The organism is Pantoea sp. BAV 3049 (assembly GCF_009765445.1).
In the GTDB taxonomy this organism is placed as follows: domain Bacteria; phylum Pseudomonadota; class Gammaproteobacteria; order Enterobacterales; family Enterobacteriaceae; genus Erwinia.
This window is the reverse complement of record NZ_WHOY01000031.1, coordinates 2,179,971-2,205,158: the sequence shown is the minus strand read 5'-3', so window position 1 is coordinate 2,205,158 and position 25,188 is coordinate 2,179,971. Positions and strand designations below refer to the sequence as shown.

Genomic DNA, 25,188 nt, shown 5'->3' with positions numbered 1-25,188 from the left:
TAGGGAGAATTAATGGCTTATTCAGTACAAAAATCCACGGTCGCGAAGGTCGTAGGATTATCGCTGGTGATGATGCTGGCCGCCTGTTCCAGCGATCAGCGTTACAAGCGCCAGGTCAGTGGCGACGAATCTTACCTGCAGGCCGCTGACGTCAGTGAACTGCATGCGCCAGCAGGGATGATCCTGCCGCTGCAGAACGGGGATTTTGATATTCCATCCGCCAGCTCCACCGGCGCGATTGGCAAGCAGCTGGACATCCGTCCACCGGCTCAGCCACTGGCGCTGATGAACGGAACCCGCTCTCAGTTCGCCGGAAACTCTGGCGTGCTGCTGGTTGATAACACCCGTAATGGTGCTCTGTGGCCGCAAGTGGTGGACGTGGTTCAGGCGCGTAACTACCCGATTGCCAGCCGTACTGATGCCAGCCAGACGCTGTCCACCGACTGGGTGCAGTGGAACCGTGCTGATGAAGACCATCAGTATCGTGGCCGCTACCAGATCAGCGTGCAGCAGCAGGGCTATCAGCAGGCGCTGACCGTCAGGCTGCTTGAGCTGCAGCAGGAAGGCAAGGCGGTGACCTCTCCGGTCCAGATCCAACGCTATACTGCACAGATGCTGAACGAGTTGAGCAGCGGTCTGGATAAGATCGAAACCACCAATGAAAATGCCGCCGCTAAACGCAGCTCTGCCCAGATTGATGTGCAGAGCGGTGCTGATGATACCGGGCTGCCGGATCTGATCGTGCGTGCGCCATTTAACCTCGTCTGGGATCGTCTCCCAGCGGCGCTGGGACGAGTTGGCATGAAAGTGACCGACAAAAACCGTTCTCAGGGCAGCCTCAGCGTGACCTATAAAACGCCAGACAGTGAAGACTGGGACAAGCTGGGTGCGAAAGATCCTGGCCTGCCAAACGGCGATTATAAACTTCAGGTTGGCGATCTGGATAACCGCAGCAGCCTGCAGTTCCTCGATCCGAAAGGCCATACGCTCACCCAATCGCAGAACGACGCGCTGGTGGCCGTATTCGAAGCCGCTTTCAGTAAGTAACACCCTAAGGCCGGAGAGTTCCGGCCTTTTTTATTCACTGCTGCGTAAACGATTGCTTCGGTTTTTTCGCCGCAGAACGTACAATAGCCCCCGCCAATATTTTTAGTTCTGTCATGTGGAGTTAACAAGATGCAAAAGCAAGCTGAGTTGTATCGCGGCAAAGCGAAAACCGTTTACAGCACCGAAAATCCGGACCTGCTGGTACTCGAATTCCGCAACGATACTTCAGCACTGGACGGTGAGCGTATCGAACAGTTTGATCGTAAAGGGATGATTAACAACAAGTTCAATTATTTCATTATGACTAAGCTGCAGGAAGCCGGGATCCCAACCCAGATGGAAGCGCTGCTCTCTGATAACGAAGCGCTGGTGAAGAAACTGGATATGGTACCGGTGGAGTGCGTGGTGCGTAACCGTGCCGCAGGCTCGCTGGTGAAGCGTCTTGGCGTGGAAGAGGGCATGATCCTCAATCCGCCGCTGTTTGACCTGTTTCTGAAGGATGACGCCAAACACGATCCAATGGTTAACGAATCCTACTGTGAAACGTTTGGCTGGGTGAACAAAGAGAATCTGGCGCGCATGCGTGAGCTGACTTATAAAGCCAACGACGTGCTAAGCAAGCTGTTCCTCGATGCCGGTCTGATCCTGGTGGACTTCAAGCTGGAGTTCGGCCTGTTCAACGGCGAAGTGGTGCTGGGCGATGAGTTCTCCCCGGACGGCGCGCGCCTGTGGGACAAAGAGACCCTGAACAAGATGGACAAAGACCGCTACCGTCAGAGCCTGGGTGGCCTGATCGAAGCGTATGAAGAAGTGGCAAACCGTCTGGGCGTTAAGCTGGACTGATTTCTGCAGCTGCGGCGTTCTGCCGCAGCTTCTTTCTGCCGGTCTCTGTTTCTCACTTTTCTTCGCTGCTTTTTCCCCACTAAAGTCTTAAATTCCGCTAAACCTCTCTCGCCAAAGCCCGTAAGGCTGGTGTTAGTGAGCCGCGCCAACTAAAATCAGTGCATCAACCGCGAAGTGATTATGACAAGGGGAAATCTATGCGTTGGCAAGGGAAGCGCGAGAGCGACAATGTGGAAGATCGCCGTAATGATTCCGGCGGCCCGACAATGGGCAGTGGCCGCATGCGTATTCCACGCGGCAAGGGCGGGATTATCCTGCTGATTATCGTCATGATTGCTGGTTACTACGGTTATGACCTGTCACCGCTGCTGACCGGGGAGTCCACTTCTCTTTCTCAGCCAGCCCCGCAGCGGCAGGGCATCAATCCGCAGCAGGATGAAGCGGCTAAATTCACTAAAGTAATCCTCGCCACCACCGAAGATACCTGGTCGAAAATTTTCCAGAAGATGGGAAAAACCTACACGCCGCCTAAGCTGGTGATGTACCGCGGCGTAACGCGCACCGGCTGTGGTACTGGCCAGTCAGTGATGGGGCCTTTTTACTGCCCGACTGACAGCACGGTCTATATCGATCTCTCTTTCTATGACGAAATGAAAAATAAACTGGGTGCCGGTGGCGATTTTGCCCAGGGCTATGTGATTGCCCATGAAGTGGGACATCACGTCCAGCGCCTGCTGGGCATTGAACCCAAAGTTCGTCAGTTGCAGCAGGGTGCCAGCCAGACTCAGGCTAACCAGCTGTCAGTGAAAATGGAGCTGCAGGCCGACTGCTTTGCCGGGGTGTGGGGACATTACATGCAGCAGGAAAACGTGCTGGAACCGGGCGACCTGCAGAAGGCGTTAAACGCCGCTGAAGCCATTGGCGATGACCGTTTGCAACAGCAGAGCCAGGGGCGGGTGGTACCGGACAGCTTCACTCACGGCACCTCGCAGCAGCGCTATACCTGGTTCAAAAAAGGCTTCGACAGCGGCAATCCGGGTCAGTGTGACACCTTCAGCCGTAGCTGATGACGGACTTCAGCGACATTATCGATCATACCGCAGCCCTGAAATACCAGGGGCTGCGGCAACTGCTGGTGCTTAGCGGCGAGGCAGAATGGTGCCTGCAGCAGACGCAGCAGTGGATGGGCAGGCTGCCGGGGGACTGGTTGTGGCTGGGTGATGCGCCGCAAAGTCCGCTGCACTGCGCGCCGCAGGCGGTGCGAACCCTGCTGGGGCAGGAGTTTTTACATGCCGTATTTGACGCGCGGGACGGATTCAATGCCGATGCGCTGGCGGCGCTGACAGGTACGCTAAAAGCCGGAAGCTGGCTGTTGCTCCTCGTTCCCGAGTGGCAAAGCTGGTCTTCAGGGCCGGATACCGACTCACTGCGCTGGAGCGAAACAGCCACTCCGATTCCCGCACCCAACTTTGTTCATCGCCTGCAGCAGATGCTGTTGCAGGATCCACAGGTTGCTCTGCTTCGCCAGAATGCTCCGTTGCACTTACCCGCACTGCCGTCGACGGCCCAATGGCTGCCGGATGACACCTCACAGCAGCAAAGTCTGCTGAACGCACTGCTGGTCAGCCAGCCGGGCCTCTTCGTTCTGATTGCCCCGCGAGGGCGCGGAAAATCGGCGCTGGCCGGTTCGCTGGCGGCCCGCTGGCCCGGACGCTGTCTGATCACTGCTCCGGCGAAAATCTCTGCCGCCGTGCTGGCGGCATTCGCCGGAGAGAGGTTTGAGTTCATTGCTCCGGATCGGTTGCTGGCACTTTCACCACAGCAACGTCCTCAGAATATCGACTGGCTGCTGATTGATGAAGCCGCGGCCATACCGGCTCCGCTGCTGCATGAGCTGGTTCGCCTCGCTCCCCGCGTCCTGCTGACCACGACTTTGCAGGGCTATGAAGGAACCGGGCGCGGCTTCCTGCTGAAGTTTTGCGCCAGTCTGCCGGGTGCCACGGTGCTGAAGCTGGAGCAGCCGCTACGCTGGTCGCCGCATGACCCGCTGGAGCGGTTCGTCGATAATGCGCTGCTGTTCACTGAAGCAGAGCCTTCAGGTAATGAATCAGCAATCCATTATTGTTTCCCGCAGCAGCCAGACTGGCAGACCCGGCCGGAACTGCCTGCGGGAATGTATCAGCTGCTCGCCAGCGCCCACTACCGCACCTCGCCGCTGGATTTAAGGCGGATGATGGATGCGCCAGGTATGCACTTCAGCGCTGCAGTGCAGGAGTCGAAAGTGCAGGGTGCGCTGTGGCTGGTGGATGAAGGCGGGCTGAGTGAAGAGCTGGCCCAGGCGGTATGGGCGGGGCTGCGCAGGCCTGGCGGTAACCTTGTGGCACAGTCGCTAGCTGCTCATGGCGGCTGGCCAGAAGCGGCCATGATGCGCTCGCGACGCATCAGCCGGATAGCGATCACACCAGCGCTGCGGCGGCGTGGCATCGGGCGTGAAATGGTACGGCAAAGTGTTGAACGCGCAGAGGGGCTGGATTTTCTCTCGGTGAGCTTTGGCTATACTGACTCTTTATGGCGGTTCTGGCAGGCATGTGGATTCAGGCTGGTCCGCTTTGGCAACAAGCCGGAGGCCAGCAGCGGTTGCTACACCGCGATGGCCATTCTGCCTCTGAGTGGGCAGGGCCTCGTACTGGCAGATAACGCCGCCGGGCGGCTGGCGAAGGACTGGCCCTGGCTGCAACTCTTTATCAAAGGCGTCAGTCCGGAATTGCCTGAGACCGGGAGTTCCGGAGCTGATGCAGATGACTGGCGGGAGCTGGCCGGGTTTGCCTGGGCACACCGGCCATTTGAGGCAAGTCTCGGTGCCCTGGGACGACTGATCGACCGGGTGCAGGGATTGTCATTGCTGGAGGGCGCGTTGCTGCATGGGTTAACTGCTGCTCAGCTTTGTCAGCAATCCGGCCTGTCCGGCCGCAAAGCGTTACTGGCAGCCTGGCGGCAGGAAGCTCAGCGGGCACTGGCATCACTGGACGGCCCGCAAAGCAAAGAGTGGCAGCGCTTCATTAACTCATTAAATTAAATCCAACATCCCGGTCAAAAATTCTCAATTTTCTTCCGCGTCAGCCGGCGTATAGTCGGCTTAACATTCCTCAGGAGGAAACCATGAAACTTGATCATTTCGTCGTTCAGCGCCCCACGTCCATCCCGGCACAGCTGTTTCTGCTGTTTCATGGCGCTGGCGATAATCCGGTGGCGATGGGCCAGATCGGCAGCTGGTTTGCTGAATCCTTCCCTGGCGCACTGGTGGTGAGCATTGGCGCGCCGGAGTCCGGCAGCGAGCATGGCCGCCAGTGGTTCCCCACTGATAACCTGACCGATGAAAGCCTGCAGTGCCGTGTTGATGCGATGATGGACAGCTTTGTCGGATCGGTTCATCACTGGCAGCAGGAAAGCGGCGTGAAGGCTGAAGCGACGGCGCTGATAGGTTTTTCGCAGGGCAGCATCATGGTACTTGAAGGGATTAAAGCCCGGCCGGGACTGGCGGGCAGGGTGGTGGCTTTTTCCGGCCGTTTTGCCAGCCTGCCGCAGCGTGCAACCCGGCGTACCACTGTCCATCTGATCCACGGGGATTATGACGATCTTGTACCTCTGAAATATGCCCAGCAGGGGGAAGCGAAGCTACTGGAACTGGGCGGCGATGTGACGTTGAACGTCGTGGAGGATTTAGCGCACGCAATTGACCATCGCGCCATGCAGTATGCACTGGACCATCTGCATTACACCGTGCCGAAGCGCTATTTTGATGAGGCACTGAGTGGCAGCACGCCCGGAGATGAGGATGTGATCGCTCTGATGCATTGAGAGGGATAATGGAGAAAGCAGGGGCCAAAGCCCCTGCCGATCGAGCTTACTTCTTCTTCGGCCAGTCGTCGTCATCGTCCCACTTATCGTTAAAATCACGATGCGGCGGCAAATCCGGCTTGTTGTCCATGTACTTCTTATGATCGATACGCTTTAAATCTTTATAGACGTTCATCAGTACGCCGACCATCAGCAGGATCACCAGGATCCACCAGTACTCTTTAAAAAATTCCATATCATCACCTGTCAGGCTATCAGCTGTTCCATAATGCGCTGGTACATACGGCTAAGCAGTTGCAGATCGGCGGCCTTCACGCACTCATTGATTTTATGAATGGTGGCGTTGACCGGACCTAACTCGACGACCTGCGCACCCATACGGGCAATGAAGCGCCCGTCAGAGGTTCCGCCGGTGGTCAGCAGCTGCGGCTTAATTTCATTATAGTGCTCAACGGCGTTGATCACCGCATTCACCAGTTTACCCTGGCTGGTCAGGAATGGCTGGCCGGACACCCACCAGTCCAGCGTGTAGCGCAACTTGTGTCGATCCAGCAACTCCGCTACGCGCTGCTGGATCATCGCGTCGGTCAGTTCGGTACTGAAGCGGAAGTTAAATTGCACGAAGAACTCGCCGGGGATCACATTGTTGCTGCCGGTTCCGGCCTGCACGTTGGCAATCTGCATGCTGGTTGGCGGGAAAAATTCATTGCCCCGATCCCATTCGGTCGCGACCAGTTCGTTCAGCGCGGGCATGGCGCGGTGGACCGGGTTATCCGCCAGATGTGGATAGGCGACATGGCCCTGAACGCCATGTACCGTCAGGTTAGCGGTCATCGAACCACGGCGGCCATTCTTCACCACGTCACCGACGATTTCGGTGCTGGAGGGCTCGCCGACCAGGCAATAATCCAGCCGCTCGTGACGTGCCATCAGCGCTTCAACCACTTTCACCGTGCCGTTGGCAGCGCTGGCTTCTTCATCAGAGGTGATCAGGAAAGCCAGGCGGCCTTTATGGTCCGGGTTGCTGGTCACAAAGCGCTCCGCTGCGACAATCATCGCCGCCAGCGAGCCTTTCATATCCGACGCACCGCGCCCGTAGAGCATGCCGTCGCGGATGGTGGGTTCAAAAGGCGGATTGATCCAGCGGCTGGCCTCGCCGGTAGGCACCACATCGGTATGGCCGGCAAAAGCCAGCGTTTCGCCTTCGCCACGCCACGCCCAGAAGTTCAGGGTGTCGCCGATGTTCATTGGCTCCACGGTGAAGCCCAGCGCCTGCAGGCGTTCGATCATAATGGCCTGGCAGCCGGCATCATCCGGGCTGAGTGAGGGGCGACGAATAAGCTGCTGCGTCAGCTCAATGACCGGACAGAACATAATCAGGACTTCTCCGCAATAAAGGACTGGTAGATGGTTTCACTGAAACCCAGCAGCATAGAGCCGTCGGCGCTGCAGAGCAACGGGCGTTTGATGATTGCCGGCTGTTCCAGCATCAGTTCACGCGCTGCCGCTGCAGAATGAGCCGCGCCGCGCGTTTCCTCGCTCAGTTTGCGCCAGGTGGTGCCGCGGGTATTGAGCAAGGCTTCCCAGCCCAGCGTATCGATAAAGCCCTGCAGCAACGGTGCTTCCAGCCCATCAGCACGGTAGTCATGGAACCGGTATGCCACGCCGCTGGCGTCCAGATATTTTCGGGCCTTCTTTATGGTGTCGCAATTTTTGATGCCGTACATCGTCAGCATGACCGATCCCTTCTTTTTTCTGTGGGTTTCAACTATATTCGATACTGTTCAGGTGCTTAGTCTACAACGGATGCGCCTGCGAGGCAGCATGGAAAGGTGACGTTAACACCACAGAGACAGAGACTTAGCGATAAGGAGGGACAATATGAACTATTTGAAAGCGTCTTCCGCCCATACGGTTGAAGAGACCCAGTCAATGATTGTGATCGCCCGTAAGAAAAAAAGCCGCTGCGATGAGTTCAACCACATTGTTGAGGCGGTGCTGGCCGAGCACCCGGATGCCAAAACCCATATCGACAGTGAGAGTGGCGGCTACGATAAAGTGATCGTTCTGAAATAACACCGGATGTGACGAGGGGGCGCAATGCCCCCTTGATCTGCCTGAAATGCTTTGGCCCCCAATCATCAATCTGCTATTAATTCCCTTAGAAATCATAACCCGTGAACTGTGCGCCAGCCCGCAATTACAGTTTTTACTGGCTTTGCCGATACCTCTATGTGGACGAAACATGTTCACTTTGCATTAAGATTAATCCTATAATAGACCCACAATAACGAGAGGTGATTTATGATTGATTTAGAACTGGGGAACTGGAAAGACTTTATCGAAGCAATGTTAGCTCGCAAATAACACATTCATAAAGAAAAGCCTGGCGACCACATCAAAATGCTTTACACCAGTATCCTGAATAATTAAAGGCAGCCCTCCGGCTGCCTTTATTCATTTCTGTGAGCGGAGACCGCCCACAGGCAGTCTGACTTGTTATATCGGTTTGTCCTTAACCGGGAAGCGCTGGCGCACCAGCACGAAGAACAATGGCACGAAGAAGATCGCCAGCACGGTGGCCGAAATCATCCCGCCCATTACCCCAGTTCCTACCGCATGCTGGCTGCTTGAGCCTGCACCGTTGCTGATCGCCATTGGCAGCACGCCGAAGATAAACGCCAGCGAGGTCATCAGAATCGGGCGCAGACGCTGACGGGAGGCTTCCAGCGTCGCTTCCAGCAGGTCGCGACCCTTGCTGTTCATCTCGTTGGCAAATTCCACAATCAGGATGGCATTCTTCGCCGACAGGCCGATCACCGTTAGCAGTCCGACCTGGAAGTAGACGTCGTTCTCCAGCCCACGCACCCAGGTTGCCACCAGCGCACCGACCACGCCCAGCGGCACTACCAGCATTACCGAGAACGGAATTGACCAGCTCTCATACAGCGCGGCGAGGCACAGGAAGACTACCAGCAGCGAGATGGCGTACAGCGCCGGAGCCTGCGAACCGGTCATGCGTTCCTGGTAGGAAGCGCCGGTCCACTGCAGGCCAAAACCGGTCGGCATCTGGCTGACGATTTTTTCCATAACATCCATCGCTGTGCCGGTACTGATGCCCTGTGCGGACTCACCGACAATTTCCACTGCGGAATAACCGTTATAACGCTCCAGACGCGGCGAACCTGTTTCCCAGCTGCTGGTGGCGAAGGCGGAGAAGGGCACCATGCCGCCGCCGTTGTTACGCACATACCATTTGCTGATGTCATCCGGCAGCATGCGGTACTTTGCCGCCGCCTGCACGTAGACCTTCTTAACCCGGCCGCGGTCAAGGAAATCGTTGACGTAGGTCGAGCCCCAGCCAGTTTGCAGCGTGTTGTTGATATCATCGATCGACACGCCCAGCGCCTGCGCTTTGTGCTGATCAACATTGATGCGCAGCTGCGGGGTGTCATCCAGTCCGTTGTGACGCACGCGGGCCAGCGAAGGGTTGCTCTCCGCCTTCGCCAGCAGCTCATCACGCGCCTTCATCAGCGCATCGTGACCCAGTCCGGCATGATCCTGCAGCTCCATATCGAAGCCTGCCGAGTTGCCCAGACCGGTGATCGCCGGAGGACTGCTGGCAATCACGCGCCCTTCCTTAATTTTGCGGAAGGCTTTGGTTGCCCGCTCGATAATGGCAAAGGAAGTGTTCTCCGCGCCCGGACGGTCGCCCCAGTCTTTAAGGCGCACAAACATACGCGCCACGTTCTGGCCGTTACCGCCCGGACCTGCCCCGATCGTGGAAAACACCGACAGCACGTTATCTTTCTCTTTAGTCAGATAATACTGCTCAACTTTGTTCACCACCTGATTGGTCTGTTGCAGTGTCGAGCCAGGCGGCAGCTGCACCTGAGTGGTGAAGACGCCCCGGTCTTCCAGCGGCAGGAAGGAGGTTGGCAGATGCAGGAACAGGAAGGCCATGCCGCCGATAATCAGCATATATAGCAGCAGCCAGCGTCCCGCTTTTGCCAGAATTTTGCTGACGCCGCGCTCGTAACGCTCGGCATTGTTGTTGAACGTCCGGTTAAACCAGCCGAAAAAGCCGTGGCGACCGTGATGATGGCCCTGGGGCAGTGGTTTAAGCAGCGTGGCGCACAGGGCAGGGGTAAGGATCATCGCTACCAGCACCGACAGCACCATGGCCGAAACGATCGTGATGGAGAACTGGCGGTAGATAGCGCCGGTTGTGCCGCCGAAGAAGGCCATCGGAATAAATACTGCAGAAAGTACCAGCGCGATCCCGACCAGTGCGCCCTGGATTTGCCCCATTGATTTGCGCGTCGCCTCCCTGGGCGACAGGCCCTCTTCACTCATTATTCGCTCGACGTTTTCCACCACCACGATGGCGTCATCCACCAGCAGGCCGATAGCCAGCACCATCGCGAACATGGTCAGGGTGTTGATACTGAAGCCGCAGGCGGAAAGGATAGCGAAGGTGCCAAGCAGCACCACGGGAACGGCGATAGTCGGGATCAGCGTGGCGCGGAAGTTCTGCAGGAACAGATACATCACCACAAACACCAGGATCACCGCTTCGATCAGCGTTTTCACCACGTCCTCAATGGAGGCGGTAACAAACGGTGTGGTTTCGTAAGCGATTTCTGCTTTCAGACCGTGCGGGAAATACTGGGAAAGCTCCGCAATTCGTGCCCGGACAAGTTTGTCGGTTTGCAGCTCGTTGGCACCGGAAGCCAGCTTGATACCAAGACCAGAAGCAGCCTGACCGTTATACTGGCTCAGGAAGTCATACTTCTCTGCGCCCAGCGCAACATCCGCCACGTCACTGAGTTTGACCTCTGAACCGTCCTGGTTAACACGCAGCGTGATATTACGGAACTGCTCGGGTGTGTTCAGCAGCGACTGTGAATTGATGGTCGCATTCAGCGCCTGTTTGTTCACCGAAGGCAGCCCGCCCAGCTGCCCGACCGCGACCTGGCTGTTCTGTGACTCAATTGCGCTGACCACGTCCGAAGTGGTCACCGCGTAGTTGATCATCTTGTTGGGATCGAGCCAGATGCGCATTGCATACTGCGAGCCGTAAGCATCCACCTGGCCCACACCGTCAATGCGGCTGAGCGGGTCCTGCACGTTACTGGCAACATAGTCAGAGATATCCTGCTTATCCATGCTGCCATCGGTGGAAACGAACGCCACCATCAGAATGTTAGTGTCCCCGGTTTTGGTGACCGTCACTCCCTGAGACTGCACGTCCTGTGGCAGTTTACGCAGGGCGGTTTGCAGCTGATTTTGCACCTGCTGACGAGCTTCATCCGGGTTGGTTCCGGCGACAAAAGTCAGGGTGATGGTGGCCTGTCCGGTGTTACTGCTCTGGGAGGACATGTACATCAGATTATCGATGCCGGTCATATTCTGCTCGATCACCTGAGTCACGGTATTTTCCAGGGTTTCAGCAGAGGCGCCGGGGTAGTTCGCGGTGATACGCACATTGGGTGGCGCGAGTTCGGGATACTGCTCAACGGGAAGCGAGAAGATAGCCAGTGTGCCGGTCAGGCAAAGCAATATCGCTATCACCCAGGCAAAGATCGGGCGATCGATAAAAAAATTCGCCATTGAATATAAACTCCAGGCAATTTATCGGGAAATGAATGCGCATCCCTTCCTGGTGCGCGAATTCCAATGATCAGGCCGAAACAAATTTTTGTAATTTATTCAATATGCTTTGGCATTGCTTCACTTTACCTGCCAGACATTGAATAATCGTGGAGAAATTGAGGAGAATATGTAAATTATCGTGCCAATTCGTCGGGCTTCGTGAGGCGAAATGTCGCTAAATCATCACATTACGCTTTTAAACTTCACCTGGCGGAAATTGCAGGGTGACCACGGTTCCGCTGCCCGGATTTGAAGCGATGTTCAGCTGACCGTTCAGGCTCTTCGCCCGCTCATGCATAATCGCCAGACCATAGTGACCCGCACGCTCGTGCGGGGGCTGAAGCCCCAGTCCGTTATCCTTGATTTCTATCAGATTATCGCCGTTAGCTGCCCGATCGTAGTGCACAATAATCTGTGAAGCGCCGGCGTGGCGGATGGCATTGAGCAGCGCTTCCCGCGCTATCTGCAGAATATGCACCTGCTGCTGGGCTGTGAAATGCTGCTGCGACGGACTGCCTGCCAGCAGGATTTCTGCTTCTGTTTGTGGGCGCAGCTGGGTCACTACCTGCTGCAATGCGGTGCCGAGGTCGGCCGGTTCAATGGATAACCGGAAGGTGGTCAACAGCTCCCGCAGCTGACGGTTCGCTTCTGTCAGCGCCCGATCGATTTCGCCGACAATATCCTGAGCGGGTGAGGCATCGTTGCTGACCACCCGTTTCAGCCGCGTCATCTGAATGCGCAGATAGACCAGCGACTGAGCCAGTGAGTCGTGCAGCTCACGGGCAATGGTGGCACGTTCCTCCATCAGCAGCAGATGACGGACTTTCTGCTCGGCACGATCCAACTGCAGCGCGCGGGTCAGCATACTCGCCAGCCCCTGCATCAGCTGGGGTTCGGTGTATAGCGCCTGCCAGCGCAACTCTCCTGCCTGACTGCCGGAGGCGGCATCCAGCGGCAGGCTTCTCCACTCCAGATGGTCGATAACTTTGCCCGCAGCGATCTGACACTGTGGCGGAGCGTGCAGTTCGATGGCATAGAGATCGGCATGTTCCAGCGCCTGCTCCAGAACCTGAGGATAAGCCCGTCCGCTATTGAGCGGGCTGGTCAGCATCTGGGAGCAGCGGTACAACAGTGCCAGCCTGCGGTTAGCCTGCTGCAAATCGCTGGTTTTTTCTTTTACTGCCTGCTCAAGATAGACGTAATGTTTTTCCAGCTCGCCAGACATATGAGTAAACGCCTGCGCCAGCACGCCCAGCTCGTTGGGCAACGCGGTATTCAGCAGACCGTATTTAAAGTTGGCTCGCTCAATTTCATGGCTGGCCAGCACCAGCTGGTTCAGCGGTGTGACGACCTGCTGGCGCACCAGCCGCAGCGTCCAGAAGACCAGCGCGGCAATGGCAATAAACCCCAGCAGGCTGGCACCCGCGACCAGCTTCATCTTCAGCTCGGCCCAGTGCTGGAGCGCCAGCACAAAGTGATCGATCTGCGCGACATAATGGGATACCTGCTGCTGGTAGTGCAGCGTATTGCCCGCCAGCAGATCGGGCTGCAATTTTTGCCATGAAAGCTGCAGCGCCTGATAGCGCTCTTTTACGCTGTCGGGAACATAGTCCCGTTGTAATGCACGCAAAGCCGGTGCATTGACCGACTGCTGATAATTGCGGATGTCCTGCGGCAGGTCAGTGGAGCCGGTGTTAGCATCCCAGGCCAGCCGGTAGCTCTGCATCCTTAAAGATCCAGCAATATTGATGGCCTCGGCATCACGCAGGCTGGCTGACAGTGTCAGCAGGGCCAGAGCGGAAGCGAGCACCGAAAGCACCACGATGGCAAACAGGGCGCGGGCCAGACTGCTGGTAACAGAGCGTTTTAACATCCATTTCATCCTCTCGTAGGGGAGCCAGAGTATACATGCTCCGCGGGCCCGGACGCCTGGCAGGCACAGGCTCTGTTGATGAAGGTCAAAAACGTGCGGTAAATCGCTTGATGCCATGCTTTTTCGTCGATAAAGTAGCCATTAGGCAATGAAGTTAGCGCTTTTGTTCACATCATGTTACACCCACAATAAAATGTAACTTTCATTGACACTTCTTACAGCTTCTCCTCATTCGCTTCACAATCCTTTAACGCTTTTACCTTCTCCGCACCCAGTTTTTCATTAGTCTGGTCATAATAAATCCCGTAACGAATTAAAAAAAACCGATTCGACGAGGAGCATCCTATGAACATGAAATTACCTACTCTTATTGCCGCTGCCTTTGTTGCCGCCACTTCTTTCTCAGCTCTGGCTGCCACTCAGGTCAATCAGGATCAAAGCCAGAACCTGCAGGAAATGGGAACCGTATCCGTTTCAGGAGTGAAAGGTTCTCTTGATGATGCCACCCGCCATCTGGCTCAAAAAGCCGATGAAATGGGGGCTTCCCACTACCGCATCATCGGTGCTGACAACCCGGGCGACTCAAGCTTGTGGAGCGGAACCGCAGAGATTTACCGCTAAATTTATCTCCACTCCTGTGTAGCATGTAGTCCCTGAGTAAACCGACCGCCTCTGGTGGTCGGTTTTTTTTTGCGCCGCCCGGCAAAAATTACAAAACCTCACGATTTCCTCCACAGAGTTTTTGCGTCAGGATTGGAGAACGGTTAGGATGCATCGCCGCAATTTACCCGCTTCCGTCAAGAATATAACTACAGGAAGAGGGGGCTTGCCCAGATATTTGTGCTGATACGCAAACGTTTGGTTGGTGCAGGTAAACCAGGGTGCCCGGGAAGGGTAGCCGTATCACTGTGGACAGGATAATAGGATAGAAAATGAAAGCTGATAAAAAGGCGGTCGCAGACAAACGCGCCGCAAGAAGACGTTGGTTAAATTCTCATGATTCCGGCTATCACAAAGCAATGGACAATCGTCACGTTCAGATGATTGCTATCGGCGGTGCGATTGGTACGGGTCTGTTCCTCGGTGCAGGCGCGCGCCTGCAGATTGCCGGCCCGGCCCTGGCAATCGTCTATTTAGTCTGTGGCATCTTCTCTTTCTTTATACTGCGTGCTTTGGGTGAACTGGTGTTGCACCGTCCCTCCAGCGGCAGCTTCGTCTCTTACGCCCGTGAATTCCTCGGCGAGAAAGCCTCCTATGTGGCAGGCTGGATGTACTTCGTTAACTGGGCAATGACCGGCATTGTCGATATCACCGCCGTGGCGCTGTATATGCACTACTGGGGCGCTTTTGGCGACGTTCCGCAGTGGGTCTTCGCCCTGGGGGCGCTGGCCATTGTGGGCACCATGAACATGATCGGCGTGAAGTGGTTCGCCGAGATGGAGTTCTGGTTCGCGCTGATTAAAGTGCTGGCGATCGCGATCTTCCTGATCGTCGGTGTGGTGTTCCTCGGCACCGGTAAACCGCTGGACGGTAACACCACCGGCTTCCACCTGATTACCGATAATGGCGGTTTCTTCCCGCATGGGCTGTTACCGGCGCTGGTGCTGGTTCAGGGGGTAGTCTTCGCCTTTGCCTCTATCGAACTGGTCGGCACGGCGGCTGGCGAATGTAAAGACCCGAAAACCATGTTGCCGAAAGCAATTAACAGCGTGATCTGGCGTATCGGCCTGTTCTACGTCGGCTCTGTGGTGCTGCTGGTGCTGCTGCTGCCGTGGAATGCCTATCAGGCTGGTCAGAGCCCGTTTGTGACCTTCTTCTCCAAGCTGGGCGTGCCTTACGTTGGCAGCATCATGAATATCGTGGTGCTGAGTGCGGCGCTCTCCAGTCTTAACTCCGGCCTTTACTCAACCGGCCGTATCCTGCGCTCCATGTCGATGGGCGGCTCCGCGCCGAAGTTCATGTCGAAGATGAGCGGCCAGCAGGTGCCTTATATGGGGATTCTGGTCACTATCGGCGTCTACGTTATCGGCGTCTGGCTGAATTACATCGTACCCTCGCGCGTGTTCGAAATCGTACTGAACGTGGCTTCACTCGGCATCATCTCTTCATGGGGCTTTATCGTGGTCTGCCAGATGCGCCTGCGTAAAGCGATCAAAGAAGGCAAAGCCGAGGATGTCAGCTTTAAGCTGCCGTGGGCGCCGTTTACGTCGTGGCTGACGCTGCTGTTCCTGGCCAGCGTGCTGGTGCTGATGGCGCTGGATTATCCGAACGGCACTTACACAATTGCTTCTGTGCCACTGATTGCGGTGATCCTGATCCTCGGCTGGTTTGGCGTGCGTAAGCGTGTTCACGCAGTTGCGCAAACCGAGCAGGAACATGCAGAAGAGTTGAGCAAATAACGGCGCAGAAAGCTCAAGGCCGCTTCGTTCCCGGCGTATTGAGTTTATAAACAAGCGGCCCCTGCTGGCCGCTTTTTTTGTCACTTCAGCCACCCCGAAAACGTTGTCCCAGCCCAGCCCTGGTGCTGCCTCAATCTGGCGCAATTCTGCACAATAATAACGCAACATTGATTTTTCAGGAAAAATCCGCCAGATCGCGAGTTAACCGGTTTACCCGCACATTCATAAATTAGTGTTGATATTTCAGCCAGCTAGCTTTTTTACCTGTCTTCATCCCACCGAACTGGCACGCGGCCTGCTTAATAATTCTGTAATACCTTCTTCCGGCCAGCCCGCTCCTCTTTGCTGGGTAAACCGGTTTACTTTCTTTTGAAATGCCTCCATCAGGGAGTTCGTTATGGGAGATGTGCTGGTTTCAGCCAACAACATAACCAAGCGTTTCGGTGCGCTGACGGCGCTGAACGGCGTCAGTCTCGACATCCGCCGTGGAGAAGTGTTGGCCCTGCTTGGTGATAACGGTGCCGGTAAATCCACCTTTACCAAAGTGCTCTCCGGGGCCTACAGCGCGACGGAAGGGGAGCTGATTGTCTCCGGAGCGCCGGTCAGGTTCTCCTCGCCTAAGGATGCTTCTGACTATGGTATCGCCACTATCTATCAGGAGCTGGCACTGGCTGAAAACCTGTCGATAGCGGAGAACGTCTTCTTGGGGCGCGAGCTGAAGCGTCGGGTGTTGGGCATTCCCTTCTTGCGCGTGCAGGCAATGCGTCAGCGGGTGAAACAGCTGCTGGAAGAGCTGGATGCGCATATCTCCGATGCGGAAGCGCCGGTCGGCAGCCTCTCAGGCGGCCAGCGACAGGCGGTAGCCATTTGCCGGGCGCTGAACCTCAATGCTCAACTGGTGATTATGGATGAACCCACTGCCGCGCTTGCGGTGGCGGAGACCCGCAAAGTGCTCTCTCTGACCCGCCGTCTGGCAGAACGTGACTGTGGCGTGGTGTTGATCAGCCACAACATTAGCGACGTATTCGAAGTGGCTGACCGCATGGTGGTGTTCCGCCGTGGCCGGAAAATTGCCGAACGAAAGCGTGGAGATACCACGCCTGACGAAATCGTTTCTCTGATCACCGGTGCGCATCCTGACGCGCGCGCCATCGAACAACAACGTGACTAACCGGTCGTTCATTTGACCCAGGTGGATAAAACTATGCTCAAACGCATCACTCTTTCAGTGCTGGCTGGTGCCATTCTGCTGGCAAGCCAGGCCTCTGTTGCTGCCGACAAACCCAAAGTAGCTTTTGTGCCGCAAATTGTCGGTATTCCCTACTTCGGAGCAATGCAGCAGGGTGGTAAGCAGGCGGCAAAAGATCTCGGGGTGGATTTTGTCTATTCCGGGCCGGTGGACACCAACCCCATGGATCAGCTGCAGATTGTGCAGAACCTGATTGCGCAGGGGGTGAAGGCGATTTCGGTTAGCGTGCTGGATGCCTCCAGCCTGGCACCGGTGGTGGAGCAGGCCAAAGCGCGCGGCGTGAAACTTTACACCAGCGACAGTGATGCTCCGGACAGCGGGCGGGCGGTATATGTGGCCCAGGCTACCGACCGGGGACTGGGTGAAACCATCATTGATGAGATGGTAAAGCGTGTAGGTGACCACGCCAAAATCGGTATCGTTTCTGGCGAAGCTACCGCTTCCAACCTCAATGCGTGGATTGGCTATATGCAGGAGCGCGTGAAAGCGAAATATCCCAATGTGACGCTGTTGCCTGCACAGTATGCCGGTGGCACCGCCAGTCGTGCGGCGCAGATTGCCACCGATCTGATGTCATCCAACCCGGATTTGAAAGGCATTATTGCCGTGGCCTCCACCACCTGTCCGGGCGTGGCTCAGGCCATCGAGACAGCCGGAAAAATCGGCAAGGTCATTGGGACAGGTTACTGCAGCCCGGACACCGCCCGTGCCTACCTGAAAAGCGGGTCGTTTGGCTACTCCGTTCTGTGGGATCCGGAAAAGCTCGGCTATCTGACCGTCTGGGCTGGTAAACAGCTGATTGATGGTAAACCGTTCCAGGCAGAAAACAGCGTCTCTGGCTTCGCCAAACCTGTCAGCTATGACAGCAAAACCGGCATCCTGCTGCTGGGGGCACCCGCTGTCTTTACCAAAGAAAACGTCGACCAGTATCACTTCTGATGAGGACGTTAATGATCAGAAATCTGCTGCGTCTGTCGGCTCGTGAATTCACACTGGCTGCGGTCTGTCTGCTGGCCTGCGTGGCATTTTCTCTGGCTTCACCGTGGTTTGCCACGCTGGACAACCTGGCGACCGTGCTGCGTAACAGCGTGGAGCTGCTGCTGATTGGCCTGGGCATGACGTTGATCCTCGCGATGGGTGGCGTGGATGTTTCGGTTGGCGTGGTGATGGGGCTGGCGGCGTGGGGCGTCGGGCAGTTGCTGGGAGCGAATGCTGTTGGCGCGGCGGCGATGGCGGGTCCGGTTATCGGGCTGCTGACCGGCGCGGTGACTGCGACCGTGGTCGTGCTGGGGCGCATTCCGGCGATAGTCGGCACGCTGGGGTTGTATGGTGTCTACCGCACGGCGATTTTTGCCCTGCTCGGCGGACAGTGGTTGTCCGGCCTGCCGGACGGGCTGACCCGCTGGGTGGGCGGTCGGCTGCTGGGCCTGCCACTGATGGCCTGGCTGATTGTGTTGGCTTATCTGCTGGTGTGGCTGGCGCTACGCCGTACAGCTTATGGCCCTCACCTGTTGGCTATCGGTCATGCGGAAGAGAAAGCCCGCCTCTCCGGCATACCGGTTACCCGCGTGCGGTTTATAACTTTTATGTTAAGTGGCCTGCTGTGCGGACTGGCGGCGACGTTTTATGTCGCGACTTATCGCAACGTGGAAATGACCATCGGCAGCACGCTGGCGCTGGAAGCGATTGCCGCCGTGGTACTTGGCGGCACGCGCATTACTGGCGGACAGTGCAGCCTTCTCGGCACGGTGCTGGGCGTGTTGCTACTGCGCGTCCTGCAAAATGGTTTGCTGCTGGTTGGCGTGCCTTCTCTGTGGCAAACCGTGGTCACCGGTGCGTTGCTGCTGGGCGTGCTGAGTGCTGAGGTTTTGCGCGGCAGGCTACAACTGAACTCACTGAAGAGAGGGCAGGCATGAGTTTTTTACGCAAGCATCTGGTGACCTGCCTGCTGGTCCTGCTGTGGTGTCTGCTGGCGCTGATCGTGGCGGTTTTACAGCCCACCCTGTTCGATCCCATAACTCTGACCACCATTTTACAGTTTGCCACGGTGCTGGCGCTGGTGGCGCTGGGCCAGGCTCTGGTGGTGCTCGCGGGGGGGGCAGGGATCGATCTTTCCGTTGGCGGCAATGTCTCGCTGTCAGCGGTGGCCGGAATGCTGGCGCTGCACGCCGGGATGCCACCGCTGCTGTTACCGCTGATTTGCCTGCTGTGCGGTTTCCTGCTCGGTCTTTTTAACGGACTGCTGATTGCCCGACTGAAGATCTGGCCGCTTATCGTTACCCTTGGTACTTTCTACACTTATTCGGGTCTGGCGCTGGCGCTGACCGGTGGCGCGGCGCAATCCGGCGTCCCTCGTGAGATCCTGCCCTGGGGCCGGGGTGTGTTTGCAGCGTTCCCTCTGCCTTTTCTGTACTGCGTTATTCCTGCTTTTGTTATCGCCTGGGTCATCCTGCATTTCACCAGTTGGGGCCGATGGGTCTACGCGATGGGCTTCAACGAGCGCTCCGCCAGATTGGTTGGCATTCCTGTTGGTCGTCTGCGGTTGCTGATTTACGGCCTGTGCGGTGCGCTGGCAGGGTGCGCCGGATTTATCACTCTGGCCTGGCTGGGCAGCGCCCGGCCAAACGTCGGCGTTAACCTTGAACTGGAGTCCCTGACTGCGGCACTGCTGGGTGGTATGGCGATCTTTGGTGGCCGGGGCGGCGTGGTGGGGGTGTTTGCCGCCACGCTGCTGCTGGTGGCGATAAAAACCAGCATGCTGCAGTTCGGCATCAATACCGTCTGGCAGATAGGCGTGGTCGGGTTGTTGCTGATCGCCGTGCTGCTGGCCGATCGCTTTTCCTCTAACCGGAGATAAGTTATGACTTTAGCGGATCAAATAGCCAGTCACGTGCAGGCCAATACCGATCGCCTGGTGCAAACCTTATGTGACCTGATCACCTTCCCATCGATAGTAAAAGCCGATCCCCGCCAGGCCGGCCCGGGTGAGCGGGACTGTCAGCTCTACCTGCAGCAGCGACTGCATGAGCTGGGCATGGAAACCGATCTCTGGGATCCGAATGGCCCGGCGTTGTACGAGAAATATCAGGGGCGACCAGGGGCGCACAAGGGCCGCACTTTTGAGGGACGACCAAACCTTGGCGGCGTGCTGAAGGGCAGTGGTGGCGGACGGTCGATGATGTTGAATGGTCATGTGGATGTGGTGCCTCCCGGCGCGCCTGAGCACTGGCAGACCGATCCCTTTATGCCGGTAGTGAAAGAGGGGGCTGTTTATGGCCGTGGTTCGGTAGACATGAAAGGTGGCGTGACCTGTATGCTGATGGCGCTGACTTTCCTGAAAGAGCTGAATATCCCGCTGGCTGGCGATGTGGTCTTTACCACCGTGGTAGACGAGGAGATCGGCGGTATGGGGTCACTGGCGATGGTCGATCGCGGGTTTAAAGCCGATGCCGGGATCATGACCGAGCCAACCGCCAATCGTATTGCCCCAATCTGTCACGGTGTGCTGTGGGGCAAAATCGTGCTGGAAGGCATTGGCGGCCACGCCGAGCTGACGCCAAACTCATGGGACACCAGCGGGCCGGTGGATGCGATTGTGCTCTGTCGCCAGATGCTGGATGCTATCGATATCCTTAATCGTCGCTGGCAGTACGATCGCCGTAAAAACCATCCACTGATGAATCTGCCTAATCAGATTATCGTCACTCAGCTGAACGCGGGTGAGCATCCTGCTTCGCTGGCCGGTCGCGCGGAGATCATCATCGATGTGCAATATCTGCCGCATGAGAAGGATGAGTTTGGTTTGGGCGGTCACGTTAAGCGAGAGCTGGAAGAGTTTGTGGCGAAAGTGTGCGAAGTCGATCCGTGGCTGCGGGTACATCCGGCGCGGATTGAGTGGATCCTCGACGCAGACTGCGCGGAAGTGCCCGCCGACCATCCCTTTGTCACCACCTTTCAGCAGGCGATGGCGGAAGCGGCGATGAAACCTGCACTGGTCGGTTTTGGCGCGCACAGTGATATAGGTTTGCCGGGGTTATTCGGCACGCCAACGGTCAATTTTGGTCCGGGCGATCCGGCGCTTTGTCACCAGCCGAACGAGCATGTGCCGGTGGCGGATCTGGTGGCCTGCACCGTTGCGATTGCGCTGGCAATTGTTCGCTGGAGCGGAGAGCAGCAAGGCCCCGTTTAGGATAGTTTTCTCCCTGCCCGGGCTTTATGATGACAGGCTCCAGAAAAATGCAACGGAGCCTGTATGTCAGCCAAAATCGAAGTGATTAAGAACAAACTTCTGTCAGAAAACTGGTTCGTTCTGCGTAATTTCACCTACGATCTCACCGCCAAAGATGGCTCAACTATCCGCCACAAGCGCGAAGTCTACGATCGCGGTGATGGTGCCACTATCCTGCTGTATAACCGCGAAAAAAATAGTGTGATCCTCACCCGTCAGTTCCGCATCGCCACTTATGTGAACGGCAATGAGAGCGGGATGCTGATTGAGGCCTGTGCCGGGTTGCTGGACGACGACTCGCCGGAGGACTGCATCCGCAAAGAGGCGGTTGAAGAGACCGGCTATCAGGTCGGCGAGGTGGTGAAAATTTATGAGATGTATATGTCGCCGGGCGGGGTGACCGAGGTGGTGCACTTCTTCGCAGCAGAATATAACGAATCATTGCACGCCAATGCGGGCGGTGGTGTGGATGATGAAGATATTGATGTAATGGAAATCCCTTTTCCGCTGGCGTGGGCGATGGTGAAAGATGGGCGCATCAGGGACGGCAAAACGGTCATGTTATTGCAGCATGCGCTGATTGAAGGCTGGCTGAAACAGCGCTAAAAGGCCTGAAAACCAGCCATGTGTCCGACTAATCCGATTGAGCAGAATCCCCCCGGTGGGCATAGTGATGTTATCGCGTAATTGCTCATATCAGCTACTGGCTAAGCATTATTTAGTGCAATAATGCGCGGTTGCGCCGGGTTTTCTGATAAAGTGCTGTCGGCGAGCAGCCAATACGCTATGCTTACCGCTTCTTATCACCGGGGCCCATGTTATCAATGCCTTACTGGACGAAATACCCTTTTGCGTTGTTGATCTTTGCCGTATCGCTGCACGCTGAGCCGTTGCAAAAGACCTTTTCTGACTGGCAAATTACCTGTAACAACCAGAACTATTGCGTGGCGCGTAACTTTCCCGGGAATAATGGTCTGGTGATGACGGTCAGCCGTCACGCCGGAAGCAATGACCGTCCGCTGCTGCGTATCGAGTACGGTAACCGCTATACGGGAGAGCTGAGCGGAGCCCCGCTGAAGGAGAACCTGCTGCTGGATGGGCAGCGACTGAAACCGGATCTCAAACACTGGGATGTGGAACCGCATAATCTGACCACCGCTCATATGATCTCCATCGACGAGTTTCTGGCTCAGGTGATGGACGCCGATAACATTCAGCTGCTTTATCGCCCTGACGCGACCATTTCACTGCATGGCCTGAAAGCCGCGCTGTTGCTGATGGATGATATTCAGGGTCGGGTGAACGGCATGAGCGCGTGGATCAAACGAGGTAGCCGGGTAACCAGCGATGTACCGCCTGAGCCAGCGGCACCAGAGATTATTCCCCCGCGCCGTCCACCGCTGCCCCTGACCCGCGATGAAACCACCGGACTGATTGACTTTGGCACATGGCGAGTGAATACCGATGAGTGTTCGCTTGATCCCCAGCGGCGTGAAGTCAGCGTATCGCCGCTCAGTGATGAAAAAGCGTTGCTGCTGGTGAGTTGCGAGATGGGGGCGTACAACGTTATCGATCTGGCGTTTGAAGTCACCCGCACTCAGCCATACGTGGCGAAAGGAATCACCCTGACGCTGCCGTTTGTGCCGACGGGCCGCAGTGAAAAGCAGATGGAGCTGGTCAACGCCGACTATGATCCGGACAAGAGCGAACTGCTGACCTTTAGTAAGGACAGAGGATTAGGCGATTGTGGCGTGGCTACACGCTGGCAGTATAACGGCCGTGAATTTGTACTTGCGGAATACGCCCAGGAACAGACTTGTGACGCCTGGCATGGCAGCGATGACTGGCCAATATTGTGGACCAGCCATACCACCGGGTCGCAGCCCGCAGGCAATGTCGAGATGACGCCCTGAATGAACAGGGTTCTCTCCTCATATTGAATGTTGTTTTAGTAAAATGAATGACATAAAAAAAGCCCGGCAATTGCCGGGCTTGCTGTTACTGAGTGCTGGCTCAGTGAGGCTTAATCAGCTTCTCAGCATGGCTGACGATGTTCTCCACCGTGAAGCCAAACTCGTTAAACAACTTATCGGCCGGGGCAGATTCACCAAAGGTGGTCATGCCGACGATCGAGCCGTTCAGGCCAACATATTTGAACCAGTAATCGGCAATGCCCGCTTCCACCGCGACGCGCGCGGTGACCGTTGAAGGCAGCACTGATTCACGGTAGCCCACATCCTGCTTATCAAATATATCGGTTGAAGGCATCGAAACCACGCGCACTTTGTGCCCGCTGGCAGTCAGCTTCTCTGCCGCGCCCAGAGTAATTTCCAGCTCGGAACCGGTGGCAATCAGGATTACATCCGGCGTGCCCTGAGAATCTTTCAGCACGTATGCTCCGCGGGAGATGTTCTCCAGCTGCTCTTTGCTGCGCTCTGGCTGCGCCAGGTTCTGACGGGAAAGGATCAGCGCGGTCGGGCCGTGATGACGCTCAATCGCATGTTTCCAGGCCACAGCGGTCTCTACCTGGTCACAGGGACGCCAGACACTCATATTTGGCGTGACGCGCAGGCTGGCAAGCTGTTCAACCGGCTGGTGAGTCGGGCCATCTTCGCCCAGTCCGATAGAGTCATGGGTATAGACCAGAACCTGACGAGCCTTCATCAGCGCTGCCATACGCACCGCGTTACGGGCATATTCCACGAACATCAGGAAGGTCGCGGTGTAAGGAATAAAGCCGCCATGGTGGGCAATGCCGTTAGCAATTGCCGTCATCCCAAACTCGCGCACGCCGTAGTGAATATAGTTACCGGCTATATCTTCGTTCAGCGGTTTGGAGCCAGACCAGATCGTGAGGTTGCTGGGCGCCAGGTCAGCGGAACCACCAAGGAATTCAGGCAGGCTTTTGCCCCAGGCTTCCAGCGTGTTCTGTGAGGCTTTACGGCTGGCAATTTTCTGCGGATTGGCCTGCAGATGCTCGATAAATTTCTGCGTTTCCTGTTGCCAGTTATCCGGCATACCGCCGTCCATACGACGGGCAAACTCTTTCGCCAGTTCCGGATGGGCTGCTTTATAGGCTGAGAACTTATCGTTCCAGGATTTCTCGTATTTCTCACCCGCTTCTTTAGCATCCCACTGAGCATAAATCTCTTTCGGGATTTCAAACGCCGGATAGTTCCAGCCCAGCTGTTTGCGGGTCAGGGCGACTTCTTCCGCCCCCAGCGCAGCGCCGTGCGCTTCTTCTTTACCGGCTTTGTTTGGTGAACCGAAGCCGATGATGGTTTTGCAGATCAGCAGTGAAGGCTTGTCGGTCACGCTCTGTGCTTCTTTAATCGCTTTGCTGATCGCGTCCGGGTTGTGACCGTCGATGTCGCGGATCACATGCCAGTGATAGGCTTCGAAGCGTTTGGCAGTATCGTCTGTAAACCAGCCTTCCACTTCACCATCAATAGAAATACCGTTGTGGTCGTAGAACCCAATCAGCTTGCCGAGACCCAGTGTACCGGCCAGCGAGCACACCTCATGCGAGATCCCTTCCATCAGACAGCCATCACCCATAAACACATAAGTGTGGTGATCGACAATCTCATGGTCAGGACGGTTAAACTGCGCACCCAGCGTGCGTTCGGCAATGGCAAGGCCCACGGCGTTAGCCAGACCCTGGCCCAGTGGGCCGGTGGTGGTTTCCACGCCTGGCGTGTAGCCGATTTCCGGGTGACCCGGGGTTTTGGAATGAAGCTGACGGAAGTTTTTCAACTCGGACATCGGCAGGTCGTAACCGGTCAGGTGCAGCAGGCTGTATAGCAGCATGGAACCGTGACCATTGGAGAGGATAAAGCGGTCACGGTCGGCCCAGGCAGGATTGGTCGGGTTGTGATGCAAAAACTCGCGCCACAGCACTTCTGCAATATCAGCCATGCCCATTGGGGCACCCGGATGACCGGAATTAGCTTTCTGCACGGCATCCATACTCAGCGCACGGATTGCATTAGCCAGTTCTCTACGTGAAGACATGTTTTTCTCCCTGCAATTGGGG

Annotated in this window: 22 protein-coding genes; 16 read left to right on the top strand and 6 right to left on the bottom strand. The window is 56.5% G+C overall.

Going from position 1 to position 25,188, the window contains the following annotated elements; translation table 11 throughout:
* Nucleotides 1-12 precede the first annotated feature (12 nt).
* The 5 genes from bamC (at nt 13) to ypfH (ending at nt 5,748) form a co-directional block, all read left to right on the top strand.
* Nucleotides 13-1,047, top strand: coding sequence for an outer membrane protein assembly factor BamC (gene bamC, locus GSQ70_RS11190; RefSeq protein ID WP_158782608.1), 1,035 nt, complete (start codon nt 13-15; stop codon nt 1,045-1,047).
* A 129-nt stretch (nt 1,048-1,176) separates the two neighbouring features.
* Nucleotides 1,177-1,890 (top strand): phosphoribosylaminoimidazolesuccinocarboxamide synthase, encoded by a 714-nt coding sequence (gene purC / locus GSQ70_RS11185; RefSeq protein WP_158782607.1) that lies wholly within the window; start codon nt 1,177-1,179, stop codon nt 1,888-1,890.
* A gap of 197 nt (nt 1,891-2,087) precedes the next feature.
* Nucleotides 2,088-2,957, top strand: coding sequence for a neutral zinc metallopeptidase (locus GSQ70_RS11180; RefSeq protein WP_158782606.1), 870 nt, complete (start codon nt 2,088-2,090; stop codon nt 2,955-2,957).
* Nucleotides 2,957-4,966 (top strand): tRNA(Met) cytidine acetyltransferase TmcA, encoded by a 2,010-nt coding sequence (locus GSQ70_RS11175; RefSeq protein WP_158782605.1) that lies wholly within the window; start codon nt 2,957-2,959, stop codon nt 4,964-4,966. Before GSQ70_RS11180 ends, GSQ70_RS11175 begins: the two co-directional genes overlap by 1 nt.
* Nucleotides 4,967-5,049: 83 nt before the next feature.
* Entirely contained in the window at nt 5,050-5,748 is a 699-nt protein-coding gene (gene ypfH / locus GSQ70_RS11170; RefSeq protein WP_158782604.1) for an esterase, read from the top strand.
* 46 nt (nt 5,749-5,794) lie between these two features.
* Here the strand turns inward: ypfH and GSQ70_RS11165 are convergent, their stop codons facing one another.
* Genes GSQ70_RS11165 through GSQ70_RS11155 form a run of 3 tightly spaced genes read right to left on the bottom strand, consistent with a single transcriptional unit; the run spans nt 5,795 to nt 7,484 of the window.
* Nucleotides 5,795-5,983, bottom strand: a complete 189-nt coding sequence (locus tag GSQ70_RS11165; RefSeq protein ID WP_158782603.1) for a YpfN family protein — start codon at nt 5,981-5,983, stop codon at nt 5,795-5,797.
* Between the two features lie 11 nt (nt 5,984-5,994).
* A complete protein-coding gene (dapE, locus tag GSQ70_RS11160) occupies nt 5,995-7,122 on the bottom strand; it encodes a succinyl-diaminopimelate desuccinylase (protein WP_158782602.1) in 1,128 nt (375 codons plus the stop codon).
* A gap of 2 nt (nt 7,123-7,124) precedes the next feature.
* On the bottom strand, nt 7,125-7,484 hold the full coding sequence (locus GSQ70_RS11155; RefSeq protein WP_158782601.1) for an ArsC family reductase: 360 nt from the start codon (nt 7,482-7,484) through the stop codon (nt 7,125-7,127).
* 145 nt (nt 7,485-7,629) lie between these two features.
* On the opposite strand from GSQ70_RS11155, the gene GSQ70_RS11150 reads away from it, so the two are divergent.
* Together GSQ70_RS11150 and ypfM are read left to right on the top strand one after the other, a co-directional pair.
* Nucleotides 7,630-7,824, top strand: coding sequence for a hypothetical protein (locus tag GSQ70_RS11150; protein ID WP_158782600.1), 195 nt, complete (start codon nt 7,630-7,632; stop codon nt 7,822-7,824).
* Between the two features lie 228 nt (nt 7,825-8,052).
* Nucleotides 8,053-8,115, top strand: coding sequence for a protein YpfM (ypfM, locus tag GSQ70_RS11145; RefSeq protein ID WP_158785286.1), 63 nt, complete (start codon nt 8,053-8,055; stop codon nt 8,113-8,115).
* Nucleotides 8,116-8,247: 132 nt separating this feature from the next.
* Here the strand turns inward: ypfM and acrD are convergent, their stop codons facing one another.
* Both acrD and narQ read right to left on the bottom strand, forming a co-directional pair.
* The gene (gene acrD, locus GSQ70_RS11140; protein ID WP_158782599.1) at nt 8,248-11,361 is read right to left on the bottom strand and encodes a multidrug efflux RND transporter permease AcrD; all 3,114 of its coding nucleotides are present in this window, start codon (nt 11,359-11,361) and stop codon (nt 8,248-8,250) included.
* A 238-nt stretch (nt 11,362-11,599) separates the two neighbouring features.
* Complete coding sequence (narQ, locus tag GSQ70_RS11135; RefSeq protein ID WP_158782598.1) at nt 11,600-13,276, bottom strand: nitrate/nitrite two-component system sensor histidine kinase NarQ; 1,677 nt, start codon at nt 13,274-13,276, stop codon at nt 11,600-11,602.
* Nucleotides 13,277-13,621: 345 nt separating this feature from the next.
* Between narQ and GSQ70_RS11130 the strand changes: the two genes are divergently transcribed.
* From GSQ70_RS11130 to GSQ70_RS11090, 9 genes are all read left to right on the top strand, one after another.
* Nucleotides 13,622-13,897, top strand: coding sequence for a YdgH/BhsA/McbA-like domain containing protein (locus tag GSQ70_RS11130; protein ID WP_158782597.1), 276 nt, complete (start codon nt 13,622-13,624; stop codon nt 13,895-13,897).
* A gap of 311 nt (nt 13,898-14,208) precedes the next feature.
* A complete protein-coding gene (gene ansP, locus GSQ70_RS11125) occupies nt 14,209-15,675 on the top strand; it encodes an L-asparagine permease (RefSeq protein ID WP_158782596.1) in 1,467 nt (488 codons plus the stop codon).
* 397 nt (nt 15,676-16,072) lie between these two features.
* Entirely contained in the window at nt 16,073-16,846 is a 774-nt protein-coding gene (locus GSQ70_RS11120; protein WP_158782595.1) for an ATP-binding cassette domain-containing protein, read from the top strand.
* Nucleotides 16,847-16,879: 33 nt separating this feature from the next.
* A complete protein-coding gene (locus GSQ70_RS11115; RefSeq protein WP_158782594.1) occupies nt 16,880-17,863 on the top strand; it encodes an autoinducer 2 ABC transporter substrate-binding protein in 984 nt (327 codons plus the stop codon).
* Nucleotides 17,864-17,874: 11 nt separating this feature from the next.
* Nucleotides 17,875-18,840: an ABC transporter permease gene (locus GSQ70_RS11110; RefSeq protein WP_233268274.1), complete on the top strand. Its 966-nt coding sequence runs from the start codon at nt 17,875-17,877 to the stop codon at nt 18,838-18,840.
* Nucleotides 18,837-19,781: an ABC transporter permease gene (locus GSQ70_RS11105; RefSeq protein ID WP_158782593.1), complete on the top strand. Its 945-nt coding sequence runs from the start codon at nt 18,837-18,839 to the stop codon at nt 19,779-19,781. The genes GSQ70_RS11110 and GSQ70_RS11105 overlap by 4 nt, the downstream gene beginning before the upstream one ends.
* Nucleotides 19,782-19,784: 3 nt before the next feature.
* Complete coding sequence (locus tag GSQ70_RS11100; RefSeq protein ID WP_158782592.1) at nt 19,785-21,113, top strand: M20 family metallopeptidase; 1,329 nt, start codon at nt 19,785-19,787, stop codon at nt 21,111-21,113.
* A 63-nt stretch (nt 21,114-21,176) separates the two neighbouring features.
* Nucleotides 21,177-21,758, top strand: a complete 582-nt coding sequence (gene nudK, locus GSQ70_RS11095) for a GDP-mannose pyrophosphatase NudK (RefSeq protein ID WP_158782591.1) — start codon at nt 21,177-21,179, stop codon at nt 21,756-21,758.
* 218 nt (nt 21,759-21,976) lie between these two features.
* Nucleotides 21,977-23,065 carry a DUF1176 domain-containing protein gene (locus GSQ70_RS11090; protein WP_158782590.1) on the top strand — a complete coding sequence of 363 codons (1,089 nt, stop codon included), beginning with the start codon at nt 21,977-21,979 and terminating at the stop codon, nt 23,063-23,065.
* 100 nt (nt 23,066-23,165) lie between these two features.
* On the opposite strand, the gene tkt is transcribed toward GSQ70_RS11090, so the two are convergent.
* Nucleotides 23,166-25,166, bottom strand: coding sequence for a transketolase (tkt, locus tag GSQ70_RS11085; RefSeq protein ID WP_158782589.1), 2,001 nt, complete (start codon nt 25,164-25,166; stop codon nt 23,166-23,168).
* Between the last annotated feature and the right edge of the window lie 22 nt (nt 25,167-25,188).